Here is a 19,778-nt window from a genome sequence, read left to right as displayed (position 1 = left end):
AACCTCTGTTGATTAATCGGTTAGATGTAGGAAGGCCGCACCACGCATTCCTCCTGCATCCCCATGACGCGCACGTTCAATGCGCGGAACACGAGCTACAGGTAAGAGATGACGAGGCAGCCTGTCCGCCAGTTGCGTTGTGATTGCCGGGAAATTCGATAAGCCACCGCCAATGACCAGCAAATCAGGGTCAACAATGGTCAGGATATTTCCCAGACAAACCGCTAATAAATCCAGATAACGCTCAACGTGCGCCCTTGCCTGCTCATCACCTTGCTCATAAAGCGCAATAATTTCGGGAGCCTGCAACGGTTGATGGTAATAGTGTTGATACAGCCACGCAAAGCCGCGACCAGACAGATAATTTTCAATGCAACCGTGCTGACCACAGCCGCAGCGACGTAACGGGAAATCCAGCCCCATCATGGTTAATGCATCGACGGGAAGGCGCATATGCCCAAATTCACCAGTAATATAGCTTTTACCCGTTACCGGTTTACCGTTGAATACCAGTCCACCGCCAACGCCAGTACCGAGAATTAACCCCATCACCAGCGGATATTGGGTAAATTCATCATCCCAGGCTTCAGAAAGGGCAAAACAGTTAGCGTCATTATTCAGTCGCACATCGCGCTCAAGACGTGCGCTCAGGTCGGTACGCAGCGGTTTACCGCTGGCGGCGGGGACATTGGCGGCATACAGCGTGCCATCTTCTGTTTCCGGCATTCCCGGAATACCGATGCCGACAGAACCTTTACAGCCAAAACGTTGATCGGCTTCGGCCACCAGCTCGCACACTGCATCTAAAAATGCGTCATAGCTGTCACGCGGTGTCGGCACCCGCTTTTCCCACTGCAACTGCCGACCGCTATCAAACACGCCTAGCGCAATTTTCGTTCCACCAATATCAAACCCGTAATACATTGCCGCTCCTTGTTTTAATGTACTGCCTTTACTGGCCGCTAAGGACTCGCGCAGGGTCAATATTACTGGCGCGCCGCGCCGGATACCAACTTGCCAAAAGACTCAGCAACAATGCTGTGACCAGTACGTAGAAGACGTCCAGCCAGTGCAATTCCGATGGCAAGAAGTCAATAAAATAAATGTCGCTGGAGAGGAACTGATGACCGATCAGATCTTCAATCCACTCGATAATCGGGGTGAGTTGCAGTGAAACCACCACGCCGATAATCACACCACACAGGCTGCCGAACAGCCCTGCCAGTAATCCATACCAGACAAAAATGGCGCGAATTAAACCATCTTTCGCCCCCAGCGTTCTTAACACTGCGATATCGCCACTCTTGTCTTTCACCGCCATCACTAAGGTGGAGACGATGTTGAAACAGGCCACGCCAATCACCAGTACCATCGCCAGATACATAATGGCGCGGATCATCTGGATATCGCGATACATATAGCCGTAAGTACCGATCCAACTCTTGATATAAACGTAGCTGTTGGTGACTTCGCCTGCGTCACGTACCAGTTTGTTAGCGTTAAAAACATCCGTCATTTTAAGGGCAATGCCTGACACACTGGAACCCATATCAAGATATTGTTGGGCATCCGCCAGCGGGATCATGGCAAAACTGTGATCGAGTTGGCCACTCAACTGCAAAATACCCGCAACGTGCAAACGCACACGTTTCGGCTGCATCAGCTTATGCTCGGGATTCGAGTTTGGGATCATGATCGACACCCAATCACCCTGCTTCACTTTCAGCGCATCCGCCACCCCTTTGCCGATGATAATCTGCTGTTCGCCCGCTTTGAAATTGTTCCAGGCATCGCCCTGGACAAATGATGGCAGCGCGCTCAGACGCTGTTCCTGTTGCGGATCAACGCCTTTAACCTGCAGAGCGCGCAGATTCGCGCCGCTCTCCACCAGCCCGGTGAAATTGATATACGGCGCAGCGGCGGCAATACCCGGCACTTTCTGCACTTTATCCAGTGCTTCCTGCCAGTTAGTCCACGGCTGATTTACCGCTTCGATTTCACCATGCGGCACCACCGCCAGAATACGGTTGTTCAGTTCGCGTTCAAAGCCGTTCATCGAGCTTAAGCCGACGATCAATACCGCCACGCCGAGGGCAATGCCAATGGTAGAAATGACGGAGATCAGCGACACCATGCCGCCACGCCGCCGTCCGCGACTAAAACGCAGGCCAATTAATAACGATAAAGGCATCGCCATTACTCCGCCCCCATCAGGCTCAGTTCCGCCGTCAGACGTCCATCACGCATCTCCAGTTGGCGGCTCATACGTTTCGCCAGTTGCAGGTCGTGAGTGACCACCAGGAAGGCGGTGCCCTGCAAGCGATTCAACTCCCCAAGCAACTGGAAGATGCTGTCTGCGTTACGCGCGTCAAGGTTACCGGTAGGTTCATCCGCCAGTACCAGGCGCGGGTTATTGACCAGCGCACGGGCAATCGCCACACGCTGGCGTTCGCCGCCAGAAAGTTCAGATGGGCGGTGATTCGCACGATGCTCCAGCCCCACCGCTTTTAACATTTCCAACGCTCGACTGTTGATTTCAGCGGGCTTTTTCTTGCCAATCAGCAGCGGCATAGCCACGTTTTCCAGGGCAGTAAAATCCGGCAGCAGGTGGTGAAACTGATAAATAAAGCCCAGCTTCTGGTTGCGCAGTTCTGCTTTCGCCGCCGAAGACAGTTTGCTCATCGGCTGACCGTTAAAAATCACATCGCCGGAGGTTGGCGTATCCAGCCCGCCTAACAGGTGCAGCAAGGTGCTTTTACCGGAACCAGAGCTACCGACGATTGCCATCATTTCACCTTCGCCCACGCTGAAACTGACATTGTGCAGCACATCGGTTTGCACACTGCCTTCCTGATAGCGTTTGCACAGGTTGTCGCATTGCAACAGGATTTTATTCATAACGTAAAGCCTCAGCGGGTTGAGTGGCGGCAGCGCGCCAGGAAGGGTAAAGCGTAGACAACAGCGCGATAGCCATCGCCACCAGCGCAATAACAATGACCTGTAAAGGTTCGATAGCCACCGGCAGCGCCGCGCCATCAAGCAGGACGCCGATTATCGGCATCAGATTATTCAACTGGCTGGCAAGCAGTGCGCCAAGCGCCGCTCCGAGGATTGCACCGATAATCCCGGCGCTGGCCCCTTGCACCATAAAGACCATCATGATTTGTCGCGGAGTTAAGCCTTGCGTTTGCAGGATCGCTACTTCGCCCTGCTTCTCCATCACCATCAGCCCTAGAGAGGTAATAATGTTAAACGCCGCAACGGCGACAATCAGGCTCAGCAGCAAGCCCATCATATTTTTTTCCATGCGTACGGCCTGGAACAGCTCGCCTTTACGGTCACGCCAGTCCTGCCATTTGCTGCCTTCAGGCAGTTTTTGCTGACTTAATGAGTCGACTTTCAGCGGCTCATCCAGCCACAAACGCCAGCCGGTAATATTGCCTGCCGGATAACGCATCAGACGCGAGGCATCCTCAATATTCACCAGCATTTCATAGCCATCGACTTCACTGTTGGCGGCGAAAGTGCCAATCACATTGAACAGGCGCTGGCTTGGAATACGCCCCATCGGCGTGAACTGGCTGGCAGATGGCACCATCACGCGGATTTGATCACCGCGATTGACGCCCAACTGTGAGGCCAGCTGTTCACCGAGGATGACATTATATTTCCCCGGCTCGAGGTCAGTTTGTTTCACATTGACCAGATACGGCGTTAGTGGATCTTTTTGCGCCGGGTCGATACCCAGCATCACCCCGACCGCCACGCTGCGCGCGCTTTGCAGTACCACATCACCGGTAGTGATAGGTGCGACGCGATTAACGCCGTCCAGTTTGACTGCCGTTTCCGGGAGTTGCTGCGGGTTAAGAGAGCTATGCTCAGAAGAGAGAATTGCCTGTGGCATCAGGCCAAGGATGTTGTTTTGCAGCTCGCGCTCAAAGCCGTTCATCACTGACAATACTGTGACCAGCGCCATCACCCCGAGGGTAATGCCGATGGTAGAAAGCCAGGAGACGAAACGACCGAAGCGATCCGCTGCACGCCCACGCATGTAACGCAGGCCAATAAATAGAGCGACAGGTTGGTACATGAAATCCGTCTGGTTGCTGTTAGCAAAGACACGAGTATATAAGCGAAAGCGGGATGGGTAAACGTCTGAACTGTAAGTGATCGTCAGGGCTAATCTGAAAAGTACCAGCAAATCAATCGGCTAAAGGGCCTCATTTTATCATCAGCCTCATGGCCTGATCTTTATCTGAAAAATAACCAAATACAGACAGATACGCATTACACCACGCGACTCGCCCCGCAGGATCAACAGCATGTTAAATAAAAAGAGCGTGTTGTCCTGATGAAACAAAAAGAGCTATGGATTAACCAGATCAAAGGGTTATGTATTTGTCTGGTGGTGGTTTATCACTCGGTCATTACCTTTTATCCGCATCTGACCACTTTTCAGCATCCGTTATCGGAAGTCCTGAGCAAATGCTGGATCTATTTCAATCTTTACCTTGCGCCCTTTCGTATGCCGGTTTTTTTCTTTATTTCCGGCTATTTGATTCGCCGCTATATCGACAGCGTACCCTGGGGAAATTGTCTCGATAAACGCATCTGGAACATCTTCTGGGTGTTGGCGCTTTGGAGCGTGGTGCAGTGGCTGGCGTTAAGTGCACTGAACCAGTGGCTGGCGCCTGAGCGCGATTTAAGCAATGCTTCCAACGCCGCTTATGCCGATTCCACCGGTGAGTTCCTGCACGGAATGATCACCGCCAGCACCAGCTTGTGGTATCTGTACGCTTTAATTGTCTATTTCGTGATATGTAAAATTTTTAACCGCCTGGCACTGCCGTTATTCGTTCTGTTTGTGCTGATGAGTGTGGCGGTTAATTTCGTTCCCACGCCATGGTGGGGAATGAACAGTGTGATCCGCAATTTGCCTTATTACAGCCTTGGCGCATGGTTTGGCGCAACATTAATGACCTGTGTTAAAGAGGTGCCATTGCGCAGCCATCTGCTGATGGCTTCTTTGCTGGCTGTTCTGGCGGTTGCTGCCTGGTTGTTTAATATCTCGCTGCTGTTGTCGCTGGTGTCGATTGTGGTGATCATGAAGCTGTTTTATCAGTACGAGCAACGTTTCGGTATGCGTTCAACCAGCCTGCTGAATGTGATTGGTTCTAACACCATTGCCATCTACACCACCCATCGCATTCTGGTAGAGATATTCAGCTTAAGTCTGATTCCGCAAATGAACGCGGCGCGCTGGTCGCCGCAACTCGAACTGACGCTCCTTCTGGTTTATCCCTTTGTCAGTTTGTTGATTTGTACTGTTGCTGGATTACTGGTGCGACAATTTTCACAACACGCATTCAGCGACTTGTTGTTCTCCCCGCCTTCTCTGCCTGCCACCAGTTACTCTCGTTAAGCCATCGCCCCAGCCGGGGCGATTCAATTTGCTAAACCATGTCGATTACGGATAATGAACAGCATTGCTTATCAGAGATATGCCCCCATATGTTGGGGCATATCCTAACGAGACTCTGACAACCGTTATGCCTGAACAATATCGTTATACGCTGCCCGTCAAAGCGGGTGAGCAGCGTCTGCTGGGCGAGTTAACTGGCGCTGCCTGCGCGACGCTGGTGGCGGAAATTGCCGAACGTCACGCCGGTCCGGTGGTACTCATTGCACCAGATATGCAAAATGCTCTGCGTTTGCATGATGAAATCAGCCAGTTCACCGATCAGATGGTGATGAATCTGGCGGACTGGGAAACCCTCCCTTACGACAGTTTTTCGCCTCATCAGGACATTATCTCCTCGCGCCTTTCCACCCTTTACCAGCTACCGACGATGCAGCGTGGTGTACTGATTGTTCCGGTGAATACGCTTATGCAGCGCGTTTGCCCGCACAGTTTTCTCCACGGTCATGCACTGGTAATGAAAAAAGGTCAGCGCCTGTCACGAGATGCATTGCGAACCCAACTGGACAGCGCAGGTTATCGCCATGTTGATCAGGTGATGGAGCACGGCGAATACGCCACGCGCGGCGCGTTGCTGGATCTCTTCCCGATGGGCAGCGAACTGCCTTATCGTCTTGATTTCTTTGATGATGAAATCGACAGCCTGCGTGTATTTGACGTCGATAGCCAACGCACGCTGGAGGAAGTAGAAGCGATCAACCTGCTGCCCGCACACGAATTCCCGACCGATAAAGCGGCAATTGAACTGTTCCGCAGCCAGTGGCGCGATACCTTCGAAGTGAAGCGCGATCCGGAACATATTTACCAGCAAGTGAGTAAAGGCACATTGCCTGCCGGGATCGAGTACTGGCAGCCGCTATTCTTCAGCGAACCGCTGCCGCCACTGTTCAGTTATTTCCCTGCCAATACGCTGCTGGTGAATACTGGTGATCTGGAAAACAGTGCCGAACGTTTCCAGGCTGACACGCTGGCGCGTTTTGAAAGCCGTGGCGTCGACCCAATGCGCCCACTGTTGCCACCACAATCGCTCTGGCTGCGGGTGGACGAGCTCTTCTCAGAGCTGAAAAACTGGCCCCGCATGCAGCTAAAAGCTGAACATTTACCGACAAAAGCAGCGAATGCCAATTTAGGCTTCGAGAAGCTGCCAGACCTGGCCGTTCAGGCGCAACAAAAAGCGCCGCTGGATGCGCTGCGTAAGTTTCTCGAGTCTTTCGACGGTCCGGTGGTGTTCTCGGTAGAAAGTGAAGGTCGCCGTGAAGCGCTGGGTGAACTGCTCGCGCGAATTAAAATTGCTCCGCAACGCATTATGCGTCTTGATGAAGCCAGCGACCGTGGGCGTTATTTGATGATTGGCGCTGCCGAACATGGTTTTGTCGATACGGTGCGTAATCTGGCGCTGATCTGCGAAAGCGATCTGCTCGGTGAACGTGTTGCCCGCCGTCGTCAGGATTCTCGCCGCGCCATCAACCCCGATACACTGATCCGTAACCTCGCGGAGCTGCATATTGGTCAGCCGGTGGTCCATCTGGAGCACGGCGTCGGGCGCTATGCCGGAATGACCACGCTGGAAGCTGGCGGCATTACTGGTGAGTACCTGATGCTCACCTATGCCAACGACGCCAAACTGTATGTTCCGGTGTCGTCACTGCATCTGATTAGCCGTTACGCAGGTGGCGCGGAAGAAAACGCCCCGCTGCATAAACTTGGCGGCGATGCGTGGTCACGCGCGCGGCAGAAAGCGGCGGAAAAAGTGCGTGATGTGGCGGCGGAATTGCTGGATATCTACGCGCAACGCGCCGCCAAAGAGGGCTTCGCGTTTAAACACGATCGCGAGCAGTATCAGTTGTTCTGCGACAGCTTCCCGTTTGAAACCACGCCGGATCAGGCGCAAGCCATTAATGCTGTGCTTAGCGACATGTGTCAGCCGCTGGCAATGGATCGTCTGGTGTGCGGCGATGTTGGCTTTGGTAAAACAGAAGTCGCGATGCGCGCCGCTTTCCTGGCGGTAGAGAATCACAAGCAGGTGGCGGTGCTGGTGCCTACCACTCTTCTCGCGCAACAGCATTACGACAACTTCCGCGACCGTTTCGCCAACTGGCCGGTACGTATCGAAATGATCTCCCGTTTCCGCAGCGCCAAAGAGCAGACGCAAATCCTTGCGGAAGTAGCGGAAGGGAAAATCGATATTCTGATCGGTACGCACAAACTGCTGCAAAATGACGTCAAGTTTAAAGATTTAGGCTTGCTGATTGTCGATGAAGAACACCGCTTCGGGGTGCGTCATAAAGAGCGCATTAAAGCGATGCGGGCGAACGTGGATATTCTGACACTTACCGCAACGCCAATCCCGCGTACGCTGAATATGGCAATGAGCGGAATGCGTGACCTGTCGATTATCGCCACGCCGCCCGCGCGACGCCTGGCAGTTAAAACGTTTGTCCGTGAGTACGACAGTCTGGTGGTCCGGGAGGCGATTCTGCGTGAAATTTTGCGCGGGGGGCAGGTTTATTATCTCTACAATGATGTGGAAAACATCCAGAAAGCCGCCGAACGGCTGGCGGAACTGGTGCCTGAAGCGCGGATTGCCATCGGTCACGGGCAGATGCGTGAGCGCGAACTGGAACGGGTGATGAATGATTTCCATCATCAACGTTTCAACGTGCTGGTCTGTACCACCATTATCGAAACCGGGATCGACATCCCGACTGCCAACACCATTATCATTGAACGCGCGGATCACTTCGGTCTGGCGCAGCTGCACCAGTTGCGCGGTCGCGTCGGACGTTCGCATCATCAGGCATATGCATGGTTGCTGACACCGCATCCAAAAGCGATGACTACCGATGCGCAAAAACGTCTAGAAGCAATTGCCTCGCTGGAAGATCTCGGTGCGGGTTTTGCGCTGGCAACACACGATCTGGAGATTCGCGGCGCGGGTGAATTGCTTGGCGAAGAACAAAGCGGCTCGATGGAAACCATCGGTTTCTCGCTGTATATGGAGTTGCTGGAAAACGCCGTCGATGCACTGAAAGCCGGACGCGAGCCGTCGCTGGAAGATCTCACCAGCCAGCAAACAGAAGTCGAGCTGCGGATGCCGTCGCTATTGCCAGATGATTTCATCCCTGACGTGAATACGCGTTTGTCGTTCTATAAACGTATTGCCAGCGCCAAAACGGAAAACGAACTGGAAGAGATCAAAGTCGAGCTTATCGATCGCTTCGGCCTGCTGCCGGATCCGGCGCGTACCCTGCTGGATATTGCCCGTCTGCGCCAGCAAGCGCAGAAACTGGGGATCAGGAAGCTGGAAGGTAATGAGAAAGGCGGCGTGATCGAATTTGCCGAGAAGAATCACGTAAATCCAGCCTGGCTGATTGGTTTACTGCAAAAACAGCCGCAGCATTATCGCCTTGATGGCCCAACGCGCCTGAAGTTTATTCAGGATTTGAGCGAGCGGAAAACGCGTATCGAATGGGTTCGCCAGTTTATGCGTGAACTGGAAGAGAACGCGATCGCTTAATGGTGAGATCGGGGGCGTTTCTGCGCCCCCATCTGCAACATTTACAAATTCTTTGCACTTCCCTGCACTATCCGACACTGTCACCATCCATAATTCAGGCTTATCTTTTTATTACAATAACCTTATATTTATTATGGATTTTTGGTGATGATCAAAACGCGTTTTTCTCGCTGGCTAACGTTTTTTACGTTCGCCGCAGCCGTGGCGCTGGCGCTACCGGCAAAAGCCAACACCTGGCCGCTGCCGCCAGCGGGCAGTCGCCTGGTTGGCGAAAACAAATTTCATGTAGTGGAAAATGACGGTGGTTCGCTGGAAGCGATCGCCAAAAAATATAACGTCGGCTTTCTCGCTCTGTTACAGGCTAACCCCGGCGTTGATCCTTACGTGCCACGCGCGGGTAGCGTGTTAACGATCCCATTGCAAACCCTACTTCCAGACGCACCGCGCGAAGGCATTGTGATCAACATTGCGGAGCTGCGTCTCTATTACTACCCGCCGGGTAAAAATTCGGTGACCGTGTATCCCATCGGCATTGGTCAGTTGGGTGGTGACACGCTGACACCGACAATGGTGACCACCGTTTCTGACAAACGTGCAAACCCAACCTGGACGCCGACTGCAAATATCCGCGCCCGTTATAAAGCACAGGGAATTGAGTTGCCTGCGGTAGTTCCGGCTGGACCAGATAACCCAATGGGCCATCATGCGATTCGTCTGGCGGCCTATGGCGGCGTTTATTTGCTTCACGGTACGAACGCCGATTTCGGCATTGGCATGCGGGTAAGTTCTGGCTGCATTCGTCTGCGTGATGACGATATCAAAACACTCTTTAGCCAGGTCTCCCCAGGCACCAAAGTGAATATCATCAACACGCCGATTAAAGTCTCTGCAGAACCAAACGGTGCGCGTCTGGTTGAAGTGCATCAGCCGCTGTCAGAAAAGATTGATGACGATCCGCAGCTATTGCCGATTACGCTGAATAGTGCAATGCAATCATTTAAAGATGCAGCACAAACTGACGCTGAAGTGATGCAGCATGTGATGGATGTCCGTTCCGGGATGCCGGTAGATGTGCGCCGCCATCAACTGAGTCCACAATCGCTGTAACTCCGGATAAAAAAATCCCCGCGGCACAGCATGTCGCGGGGAAAAAAGCAGCAATAGCGGGCATTAATGAGGGTTAATGCTTATTTATAAATGACTGCCGTTCCGTGGAGGGTATTCGGACCGGTTACTGAAGTAATACGGAAAGATTTTGCGCCCATCTCATCCGCTTTTTGTGCCAGCTGTTCTTCCAGCGATCCCAGATTTGTCCCCGCGTTAGCACTAATAGTACCCACTTTTTGTTGGCCTTCTGGTGTTGCCTGAACTTCGACAGCAGCAAAGCTGGCAAATGACATGGAACTTAAAATCGCCGCAGCGATGAGGGTTTTTACGTTTTTCATAATAGTGGCCTTATGCAGATGAATGGCGTCGCAAGCAATTACTTAACGATCGATAACTAAATGATAGATGTGATCTGGATCACATACAAGAAGTTTTTTATAACAATCATTAATTAAATTAAAAAACTTTAAATTTCAGTTAAATAGAGAGTTTTTATTTTTCTATTTTCTGGACTGGTGAAGGGAGGTGATTATTTTTATAATGACCATTCATTCACAGCCACCAGGTACAATGGCATCATGGCAACAGACTCAACACATTGTGTAAAAAAAAGCCGTGGCCGCCCAAAAGTGTTCGACAGGGACGCCGCGCTTGATAAGGCCATGAAATTGTTCTGGCAGCACGGTTATGAAGCGACTTCCCTTGCGGACCTCGTCGAAGCGACCGGAGCCAAAGCGCCAACGCTCTACGCGGAATTTACCAACAAAGAGGGGTTATTTCGCGCCGTACTCGACCGTTATATCGATCGCTTTGCCGCTAAGCATGAAGCGCAGTTGTTTTGTGAAGAAAAAAGCGTGGAGTCTGCACTGGCGGACTATTTCGCTGCCGTCGCCAGCTGCTTTACCAGCAAAGACACCCCCGCGGGTTGCTTTATGATTAACAACTGCACCACGCTTTCAGCGGATTCGGGCGATATTGCTCATACGGTGAAATCACGTCACGCAATGCAAGAACGCACCTTGCAGCAGTTTTTAAGTCAACGCCAGGCACGCGGGGAAATTCCCGCCCACTGTGACGTAACGCATCTTGCGGAATTTCTTAATTGTATTATTCAGGGGATGTCGATAAGCGCCCGTGAAGGCGCATCGCTGGAAAAACTGATGCTGATTGCCCGGACAACGCTGCATTTATGGCCTGAACTGGTGAAGTAAGACGCAAAAAAAAGCCCCTCAGCCTGAGCGAATGAGGGGCTAAATTGCAGAGTACAGCCTTGTTATACTTTGTTATTCAGAACCAGTTGCCCATTGTTATCTAATGGGATTTGCGTACCAGGATCGCTGTTCATCCGAATTTTGCCCTGCTGATCGCCAATCTTATAGGTCACATCATAACCGAGCATTTTTTCTGACTTGTCATACACCGTTTTACAACGCTGCTGCGTGGTAGTGTAAGTATCGCTTTCCTGGAGAGAGCCCTGGATCTGGTTACCGGCATATCCACCGCCCAGCGCCCCCACAACAGTGGCGACATCTTTACCGCGACCACCGCCAAACTGATGTCCTATCACCCCGCCAGCGACGGCCCCGAGGACCGAACCAGCAATACGGTTTTCATCCTGCACCGGTCGGCGATGGGTCACCGTGACATTGCGACACTCCTGACGCGGTGTTTTAACCGTTTCCTTGATTGGGGTTGCAGAGACAACCTGAGCGTATTGCGGGCCACGTTCAAACACGTTCAGACTGGCCACTGCCGCTACGCCAAGCGCAGACGCTACACCAATCCCGATACCCGCCAACATTGATTTATTCACGGGAACACCTCCTTCTTTGCAGTTATGACAATCATGCAAGCGAAGGGGAAAAGCAGCTATCAGACAGAAGATGAAAAGCGTGGGAATAGCAGGAAAAGCTGAAGGATTCAGAGAAGTCTGAAAGGATACCTGATACGACGCGGCTACAGATCGCACTGTTCCTCAAGGGCGGATGAGGCGTTTACGCCACATCCGCCAGTGTACGCCGATTAATGCAACTTCAAACGCGGACGGATAACGCGGTTGATACTGCCCACCAGCATCATTAATCCGGTTTTAAAGTAGCCATGCAGCGCAATCTGATGCATTCGGTATAGCGAGATGTACACAAAGCGCGCAATTCGTCCTTCAATCATCATTGAACCGCGCGTCAGGTTACCCATCAGGCTACCGACGGTGGAGAAGTTGGACAGCGATACCAGCGAACCGTGATCCTTATACTGATAATTTTTCAGCGGTTTACCGTTCATCTGCGCCAGAATGTTGTTCATTGCGCAGGTCGCCATCTGATGTGCGGCCTGAGCGCGCGGCGGTACAAAGCCCCCTTCCGGACGCGGGCATGACGCACAGTCGCCAATAGCGTAAATGTCTGGATCGCGCGTGGTTTGCAGCGTCGGTTCCACCACCAGTTGGTTGATACGGTTGGTTTCAAGACCACCAATATCTTTCAGGAAATCTGGTGCTTTTATCCCGGCAGCCCACACCATCAGATCGGCCTGAATATATTCACCATCTTTAGTGTGCAAACCGCCTTCATCGGCACTGGTAACCATAGTTTGCGTCAGCACGCGAACGCCCAGTTTCGTTAACTCATTGTGAGCCGCAGCAGAGATACGCGGCGGTAACGCTGGCAAAATTCGCTCTCCCGCTTCCACCAGAGTAACGTTCAGGGCTTCGTTGGTCAGCCCTTTGTAACCGTAACTGTGCAGTTGTTTCACGGCATTGTGCAATTCGGCAGAGAGCTCTACGCCGGTCGCGCCGCCGCCAACAATCGCAATATTCACTTTGCCATTGGCGCCCAGGTTAGCAGAAAACTTCAGGAACAGATTCAGCATCTCCTGATGGAAACGACGGGCCTGATGCGGGTTATCAAGGAAAATGCAGTTCTCTTTTACGCCCGGCGTGTTGAAATCGTTAGAGGTGCTACCCAGCGCCATCACCAGCGTGTCGTAAGCAATTTTCCGCTCTGGAACTAACAATTCGCCTTTTTCGTCGCGCAGTTCAGCAATGGTGATTGTTTTCGCTTCACGATCGATATCAACCACAGACCCCAGCTGAAACTGGAAACCATGATTACGCGCATGGGCCAGATAGCTCAGCGCATCAACGCCTTCATCGAGCGATCCGGTTGCCACTTCGTGCAGCAACGGTTTCCACAGGTGACTGTGGTTACGATCGACCAATGTAATTTTGGCTTTTTTCTTGCGCCCCAGCTTATCTCCAAGCTGTGTTGCCATTTCCAGCCCACCAGCACCGCCGCCGACAATCACAATTTTTTTCAATGGCGTAGTCAACGTGACCCCCTTAAATTTATTAACCAATTGTTAACTAATGGTTATTAATATAGCTCTTAATTAACAACAGGTTACAGCAATGAAAATGTTCTTCGCTATTGAGAATAACATGAATGGTGCATTGGTCATACCAAAATTGATGTTAATCAAGTTTTGTTGCTGAAAAGATAGGCGACTTTACCTGTTGAGATCAAAAAACAGAGTTTATTGTTTATTATTTGAGCTGATTCGGAAGGGTTATATAGCGTGAGGCGTGTATAGAGGGCGTTTGGTAGGCCTGATAAGATGCGCAGCATCGCATCAGGCATTGGTGCTCGGCTGTCGGATGCGGCGTGAACGCCTTAATCCGGGTCGCATCAGGTACCGACAAGGTTACCTGATGCGACGATGCCAATTAACCTAGGGTTTTGAATGCTTTAATGCGCTGCAAATGCGGAGAGATATTTTTGAATTTGTGCGTCTGCTCTTCGTCCCAGACAATCTCGTAATAATGATGCAGCTCTTCAGATGTCCGCTGACTGTTAAGCGCTTCATCGTGACGCGACAAAATCACCAGACAGCGATCGCGATTCTTCTCGCGGAAGTTAGTCACACATTTAGTCGCGATGTCGGTGTACTCTTCCGGGCGATCAATCTTCCCTTCCATGTTCTCATAAGGGAACAAATTGGGATTGAAGATCACCTGGCGAATATCACAGAGAAAACCAATCCGCTCTGCCCAATAACCGCCCAGACCAACACCACAAATGAGCGGGCGCTCGTCGACGTTCAGTTGCAGCATTTTGTCCACTTCTTTGAGCAAATGCTGCATATCATGTTTCGGATGCCGCGTACTGTAGCTTATTAGCCGTACATCCGGGTCAATAAACTGCAATTGTAAGACTTTCTCGTGGTTACCCGGACTGTTAGAGTCAAAACCGTGCAAATAGATAATCATCGCTTCCTCACATAAGCCAGGGTTAGTGACCTGCCTTCTCTTCCTGCCAGCGTTCATGTAACTGATTCAGACGGGCGCTGATCTCTTTCCAGCGGGCCGAGTCCATCAGTTCCTGTCGCGAAAATGAACCTTTATGATACAAACGTGTAACACGTTCTGCCTTGATCGGTGACAGATTATCTAACACGCTGACGGCCCCTTTACGATTATTGCAGACCAGGATCATATCGCAACCTGCATCCAGTGATGCCTGTCCACGCTCGGCATAACTGCCCATAATCGCTGCGCCTTCCATCGATAAATCGTCAGAGAAAATCACGCCGTCAAACCCCAGCTCCTGACGTAAAACAGTTTTCAGCCAGTGGGTAGAACCGCTCGCAGGACGCGGATCAACATCGCTGTAGATCACATGCGCGGGCATAATGGCATCGAGTTTATTTTCGCGAATTAACGTACTGAAAACCGACATATCTTTGGCACGAATTTCCGCTTGCGGGCGTGGGTCGCACGGCGTCTCTTTGTGTGAATCTGCAGTTACGGCACCGTGACCAGGAAAATGTTTACCGGTGGTTTTCATTCCGGCTTCATGCATCCCATCAATAAACCGACTGGCGATTGCCAGGGCTTTTTCTGGATCGGCATGATAAGAACGTTCACCAATCGCCGCGCTGATATGTCCTACGTCCAGCACTGGCGCAAAGCTGATATCAATATCCATAGCGATCATTTCGCTGGCCATCAGCCAACCCGCCTCTTGCGCCAGTTTGCCCCCCTCTTCCATTCCCAACAGCGCGGCAAAAGATTGTGCCGCCGGTAAGCGGGTAAAACCGTCACGAAAACGCTGCACGCGTCCACCTTCCTGATCCACCGCCACCACCAGGTGATTGCGTGAAGCAGCGCGGATCTGGCGTACCAGTTCGCGCAACTGTACTGGATCATGATAGTTACGTGTAAAGAGAATCAGCCCTCCCACCAGCGGATGCGCAAGTATTTCGCGCTCTTCCGCGTCCAGTTCATAACCTTCGACATCCAACATTACTGGACCCACACTGCTCTCCTTATTGTTTTATTGATAGCTGCCGCCAGGTGTCATTGGCCAGCCTGATAAATTGTTGATCGCTGGTTTGTTGCCAGCGGTACTCAAACCACCCTGCTTTCAGCATCAGTAACCAGGGAATCCAACGCCTGACCTGATGCCACAAATGCGCCGGATTAATATTCGCCAGCACGGCATAGTCATTAACTAATTGCCGGTGCTGCTCACTATTTTCCACCCACACCGCCGCCAGTTCGAGCGCGATATCGCCATCACCGGCATACTCCCAGTCAATGAGCTTTAGCCCTAACGAGGTATAGACTAAGTTCCCTGCATGAACATCCATATGCAACGGGCTTAAACGTAATGGCTGTGGTTCCCGTATTTTGCGCAGACGTTTTAATAGTCGCAGCCAACCCGCTGTCCGCCGCGCCGGATCGCTTCGCTGCCAGTACCGTTCCAGTAACGGCAGCAGGATTATTCGCCAGCCAAAACGCGGTTGTTGATGCAGATAATACAGCAAGCCTGCCAGTTCGTCGGTATCCGGCAATTGCGTTTTTACCTCGCCGGGCAAATAGTCGACCACCATCCAGCCACGGAGATAGAGATGTGGCTTTGGTGCAAGGTATGCCGGTAATCGTGATAACGCCCGGTACTGGCGCAGAAACACGGACTGCGGCGCATCAGGATCGTGAGTCTGACGCACAACATAACGCTGATCCTGATGTTCAATGAGAAAACTCCCGCCGCTAAGTCCACTGTTAAACGTCGCGACGGGATGATACTGCGGGAAATAGCGCGACAATAACTCGTCGCGCGTGATGGGATTATTGTTGCTGAACGGCACCTTTACCTGACCAGATAATTTCGCCCGTCTGCACCAGCATCAACTGCATTTGCAGGGTCGGAGCGTTAACGTTGCCAGAGGCGCTGGAGTACAGCACGTAATGAGCCCCCACGTTGCGAGCAATACCAATGGCTTTACTACGGGTGCCTAAGCTATCCTGCGGCGACAAGCCTAACTGCTGCTTGGCCATCGAAAGCTGCTGGGCGGAAACGAGGGTAAATTTACCGTTATTAGCCAGTGCATTGCGCAGAGTTTCTGTCGCTTCCCCGGTATTCAAAGAACCATTGGTGCGGTTATTGACGCTATCAACCAGCAAGACGCTGCCTGCGGTCACGCCATCGGCCCCAAGCATCTTACCGACCATCGGCTGCATTGCGCCATTCCAGTCATAATGACGAATATGCGGCGCAGGCGGTGCGGTTTGATCTTCGTGCTCAATTGGCCCTGGCTGCTCCGGGATCGTCGGCACTGATGGCACTGTGGGTACTGGCTGTTGCGGCTCAGCCGGTTGCTCCGGCGCAGGTTTTACTTCTTCTACCGGTGCGGGTTCACGTGGCCCCACACACCCGGCAAGAAACATCGCCAGCGCGGTGATTAAAGCGTAGCGACTCATTTTTGTCATCAAGATTCACCCCTTACAAATAAAGATAAAGTCTGACTTTGTGCGCTCCAAGAAAATTGGCGCTGCCGAACAGAGTCACCGCTGAACGTGCGGGAATGGTGACGCTGCGCGGCGTTTCCAGAGGGTGCATCTCAAGCCCCCTGGCGTCATACCAGTAAAAACGATAATGAACGGTAACGGGTTCTTGCCTTTCGTTATAAAGCGTCGAGGATGCTGAAGGCTGAATATCAGACGTTGAAAGAACGGGCTTTTCTGCGCTAATGCCCGCTGCCAGCAAAGATGACTCCATCACCAGTGACTGTTCATCATTCACCGGGATTTCCGGATGTGAACGACAACCGACCAGCAATAGCAACGCCAGAGACGCCAGTCCAAAGCACCCTTTTCTCATCGTTACAGGCCTTTATGCGCCAGCATTGGTCCCAACGGACGGCCACCCAGCAGGTGCATATGAATGTGATAGACCTCTTGCCCGCCATGACGGTTGGTATTCATGATCAAACGATAGCCATCTTCGGCAATGCCTTCTTGCTCGGCGATTTTTGCCGCTACGGTGATCATACGCCCCAGTGCCTGCTCATGCTCGGCAGACACGTCGTTCACGGTAGGGATAAGGATATTTGGAATGATCAGAATATGCGTTGGCGCTTGCGGCGAAATATCGCGAAACGCCGTTACCAGCTCATCCTGGTAGACGATATCGGAGGGGATCTCACGACGAATAATTTTGCTGAAAATAGTTTCTTCTGCCACGACATTTTCCTTTTTCAAATTGCCATGCGTTGCGCCATGCTACGCCGCGCTACACTGCGAGTATAGAGTATGGTCGAGTTAAACCTGCTCTTTCAACCTTAAGCCACGATTTATAAGCAAAAAATCGTTTTACTGCCGTATACATCGCCATTATTCCCATTTTTGCCTGTGAATGGGCCGAAAACACCTTTTCTCTTTGGTTTAGATAATAACAGGGATATCGGCTACCAGGCCCTTCCTGCTACCACCAGCATTGCTTTAGCAGTTTCCTTCCACTGACGGGCAAAATTACTATTCGCAGGTGGAGCTGTTCGCCTGTTATCAGATAACCCAAAACGTCTCATTGCTGGAAATAATCTGCTCGACAAAACCTACGATATCAACGTGAAAGGAACTATCGTCCCGGGCGCAACACGCAATTTAATGATGACCTGTCTGATTTGCGGCTGTAAAAAAGGCAGCCATTCGGCTGCCTTAGTCTCCCCAACGTCTTACGGATTAGTTGTTGCGGATGTACTCATCCATTTCGGTTTTCAGGTTATCGGATTTCGTACCGAAAATCGCCTGAACACCGGAACCAGCAACCACTACGCCCGCTGCGCCCAGTTTCTTCAGGCCAGCCTGATCCACTTTGGACACATCAGCGACGCTAACACGCAGACGGGTAATACATGCGTCAAGGTTAGTGATGTTTTCTTTACCACCAAATGCAGCAACCAGAGCCGGTGCCATTTCGCTGGTGCCAGTAGCTTTCGCATCTTCAGTTGCGTCTTCACGGCCCGGGGTTTTCAGATCCAGAGCTTTAATCAGCACGCGGAAGATGGTGTAGTAAACAATCGCATAACCGATACCGACAATCGGGAACAGCCACAGCTTGCTGCTGTTACCAGACAGGACGATGAAGTCGATCAGACCGTGCGAGAACGATGTACCATCGCGCATACCCAGCAGGATACAGATCGGGAATGCCAGACCTGCCAGAATCGCGTGGATGATGTACAGGATCGGCGCAACGAACATGAAGGAGAACTCGATTGGCTCGGTAATACCGGTCAGGAACGAGGTCAACGCCGCGGAGATCATGATACCGCCCACTTTAGCGCGGTTTTCTGGTTTAGCAGAGTGCCAGATAGCAATCGCGGCAGCCGGCAGACCGTACATTTTGAACAGGAAGCCGCCAGACAGTTTACCCGCAGTCGGGTCACCCGCCATATAACGCGGAATGTCACCGTGGAATACCTGACCTGCGGCGTTGGTGTATTCACCAATCTGCATCTGGAAAGGTACGTTCCAGATGTGGTGCAGACCAAACGGTACCAGGCAGCGTTCGATGAATCCGTAAATGCCAAACGCAACTACCGGGTTCTGGTAAGCAGCCCACTGGGAGAAGGTCTGAATGGCGGAACCAATTGGCGGCCAAATAAAGGACAGCACAACGCCAGTAAAGATGGCAGCCAGGCCAGAAATGATCGGCACAAAGCGTTTACCGGCAAAGAAGCCAAGATACTCAGGCAGCTTAATACGGTAGAAACGGTTAAACATGTACGCTGCGATCGCACCGGAGATGATCCCCCCGAGTACGCCCGTATCCGCCAGGTGTTTAGCGGCGATTTCTTCAGCAGGTAAATGCAGTACCAGCGGCGCAACCACGGCCATGGTTTTTACCATGATGCCATAGGCAACAACTGCGGCCAGAGCGGATACGCCATCGTTATTGGTAAAGCCGAGGGCGACACCAATTGCAAAAATCAGTGGCATGTTTGCAAAAACGGAACCGCCCGCTTCTGCCATAACATGCGATACAACGGCGGGCAGCCAGCTGAAATTCGCGGAACCGACGCCAAGCAGAATACCTGCGATAGGCAGTACGGATACCGGCAGCATCAGCGATTTACCGACCTTTTGCAGGTTAGCAAATGCATTCTTAAACATAATTGAGAGTGCTCCTGAGTATGGGTGCTTTTAACGTTCTCACGCGTGGCAAGGGGGGGAGAACCTTGCCGTGTACAGGGCGTCTAAGCGCCCTTTATTTATTACACAGAGTAAAATAATTCATTATCGATTTGTTTGACGGCTATCACGTTTCAACTTCGGACCTTTAGCGAAGTTGCACGTATTGACAAAATAAATGCCATAAAGCATCAAACATGGTT

At 51.8% G+C, this 19,778-nt stretch carries 18 protein-coding genes; 4 read left to right on the top strand and 14 right to left on the bottom strand.

Features of this window, described 5'->3' with window-relative positions; all coding sequences use genetic code 11:
* Positions 1 to 12: 12 nt before the first annotated feature.
* Genes nagK through lolC form a run of 4 tightly spaced genes read right to left on the bottom strand, consistent with a single transcriptional unit; the run spans position 13 to position 4,090 of the window.
* On the bottom strand, positions 13 to 924 hold the full coding sequence (gene nagK, locus FEM44_RS20415; protein WP_135522812.1) for an N-acetylglucosamine kinase: 912 nt from the start codon (positions 922 to 924) through the stop codon (positions 13 to 15).
* Between the two features lie 28 nt (positions 925 to 952).
* Entirely contained in the window at positions 953 to 2,197 is a 1,245-nt protein-coding gene (gene lolE / locus FEM44_RS20410) for a lipoprotein-releasing ABC transporter permease subunit LolE (RefSeq protein WP_135522813.1), read from the bottom strand.
* Positions 2,197 to 2,898 carry a lipoprotein-releasing ABC transporter ATP-binding protein LolD gene (gene lolD, locus FEM44_RS20405; RefSeq protein ID WP_001033695.1) on the bottom strand — a complete coding sequence of 234 codons (702 nt, stop codon included), beginning with the start codon at positions 2,896 to 2,898 and terminating at the stop codon, positions 2,197 to 2,199. Before lolD ends, lolE begins: the two co-directional genes overlap by 1 nt.
* Positions 2,891 to 4,090, bottom strand: coding sequence for a lipoprotein-releasing ABC transporter permease subunit LolC (gene lolC, locus FEM44_RS20400; RefSeq protein ID WP_135522814.1), 1,200 nt, complete (start codon positions 4,088 to 4,090; stop codon positions 2,891 to 2,893). The genes lolD and lolC overlap by 8 nt, the downstream gene beginning before the upstream one ends.
* A gap of 261 nt (positions 4,091 to 4,351) precedes the next feature.
* On the opposite strand from lolC, the gene FEM44_RS20395 reads away from it, so the two are divergent.
* From FEM44_RS20395 to ldtC, 3 genes are all read left to right on the top strand, one after another.
* Positions 4,352 to 5,422 carry an acyltransferase family protein gene (locus FEM44_RS20395; protein ID WP_135522815.1) on the top strand — a complete coding sequence of 357 codons (1,071 nt, stop codon included), beginning with the start codon at positions 4,352 to 4,354 and terminating at the stop codon, positions 5,420 to 5,422.
* A gap of 127 nt (positions 5,423 to 5,549) precedes the next feature.
* Positions 5,550 to 8,996, top strand: a complete 3,447-nt coding sequence (mfd, locus tag FEM44_RS20390) for a transcription-repair coupling factor (protein ID WP_135522816.1) — start codon at positions 5,550 to 5,552, stop codon at positions 8,994 to 8,996.
* Between the two features lie 144 nt (positions 8,997 to 9,140).
* Complete coding sequence (gene ldtC, locus FEM44_RS20385; RefSeq protein ID WP_167850667.1) at positions 9,141 to 10,103, top strand: L,D-transpeptidase LdtC; 963 nt, start codon at positions 9,141 to 9,143, stop codon at positions 10,101 to 10,103.
* 80 nt (positions 10,104 to 10,183) lie between these two features.
* On the opposite strand, the gene bhsA is transcribed toward ldtC, so the two are convergent.
* A complete protein-coding gene (gene bhsA, locus FEM44_RS20380; RefSeq protein ID WP_000800147.1) occupies positions 10,184 to 10,441 on the bottom strand; it encodes a multiple stress resistance protein BhsA in 258 nt (85 codons plus the stop codon).
* A gap of 240 nt (positions 10,442 to 10,681) precedes the next feature.
* Here bhsA and comR point away from each other — a divergent pair, with 240 nt between their 5' ends.
* Positions 10,682 to 11,314, top strand: coding sequence for a TetR family copper-responsive transcriptional repressor ComR (comR, locus tag FEM44_RS20375; protein WP_138159172.1), 633 nt, complete (start codon positions 10,682 to 10,684; stop codon positions 11,312 to 11,314).
* Positions 11,315 to 11,376: 62 nt separating this feature from the next.
* Here the strand turns inward: comR and FEM44_RS20370 are convergent, their stop codons facing one another.
* The 9 genes from FEM44_RS20370 to ptsG all read right to left on the bottom strand — a co-directional run bounded on the left by FEM44_RS20370 (position 11,377) and on the right by ptsG (position 19,557).
* Positions 11,377 to 11,916, bottom strand: coding sequence for a glycine zipper 2TM domain-containing protein (locus FEM44_RS20370; protein ID WP_135522817.1), 540 nt, complete (start codon positions 11,914 to 11,916; stop codon positions 11,377 to 11,379).
* 209 nt (positions 11,917 to 12,125) lie between these two features.
* On the bottom strand, positions 12,126 to 13,430 hold the full coding sequence (gene ndh, locus FEM44_RS20365) for an NADH-quinone dehydrogenase (protein ID WP_064528597.1): 1,305 nt from the start codon (positions 13,428 to 13,430) through the stop codon (positions 12,126 to 12,128).
* A gap of 394 nt (positions 13,431 to 13,824) precedes the next feature.
* A complete protein-coding gene (gene ycfP / locus FEM44_RS20360; RefSeq protein WP_135522818.1) occupies positions 13,825 to 14,367 on the bottom strand; it encodes an alpha/beta hydrolase YcfP in 543 nt (180 codons plus the stop codon).
* Positions 14,368 to 14,389: 22 nt separating this feature from the next.
* Positions 14,390 to 15,415 carry a beta-N-acetylhexosaminidase gene (gene nagZ / locus FEM44_RS20355; RefSeq protein ID WP_135522819.1) on the bottom strand — a complete coding sequence of 342 codons (1,026 nt, stop codon included), beginning with the start codon at positions 15,413 to 15,415 and terminating at the stop codon, positions 14,390 to 14,392.
* A gap of 10 nt (positions 15,416 to 15,425) precedes the next feature.
* Positions 15,426 to 16,250 carry a thiamine kinase gene (gene thiK, locus FEM44_RS20350; RefSeq protein WP_135522820.1) on the bottom strand — a complete coding sequence of 275 codons (825 nt, stop codon included), beginning with the start codon at positions 16,248 to 16,250 and terminating at the stop codon, positions 15,426 to 15,428.
* Positions 16,231 to 16,872, bottom strand: a complete 642-nt coding sequence (gene lpoB / locus FEM44_RS20345; RefSeq protein ID WP_130205559.1) for a penicillin-binding protein activator LpoB — start codon at positions 16,870 to 16,872, stop codon at positions 16,231 to 16,233. Before lpoB ends, thiK begins: the two co-directional genes overlap by 20 nt.
* A gap of 13 nt (positions 16,873 to 16,885) precedes the next feature.
* Complete coding sequence (locus FEM44_RS20340) at positions 16,886 to 17,263, bottom strand: YcfL family protein (protein WP_135522821.1); 378 nt, start codon at positions 17,261 to 17,263, stop codon at positions 16,886 to 16,888.
* Positions 17,264 to 17,265: 2 nt separating this feature from the next.
* Positions 17,266 to 17,625, bottom strand: a complete 360-nt coding sequence (gene hinT / locus FEM44_RS20335; RefSeq protein WP_054445830.1) for a purine nucleoside phosphoramidase — start codon at positions 17,623 to 17,625, stop codon at positions 17,266 to 17,268.
* Between the two features lie 498 nt (positions 17,626 to 18,123).
* Entirely contained in the window at positions 18,124 to 19,557 is a 1,434-nt protein-coding gene (ptsG, locus tag FEM44_RS20330) for a PTS glucose transporter subunit IIBC (protein ID WP_000475698.1), read from the bottom strand.
* Positions 19,558 to 19,778 lie beyond the last annotated feature (221 nt).

Origin of the sequence: Escherichia sp. E4742, assembly GCF_005843885.1 — a bacterium.
Taxonomy (GTDB): domain Bacteria; phylum Pseudomonadota; class Gammaproteobacteria; order Enterobacterales; family Enterobacteriaceae; genus Escherichia.
The sequence above is the reverse complement of the archived record's forward strand: the minus strand, read 5'-3'. Positions and strand labels throughout refer to the sequence as shown.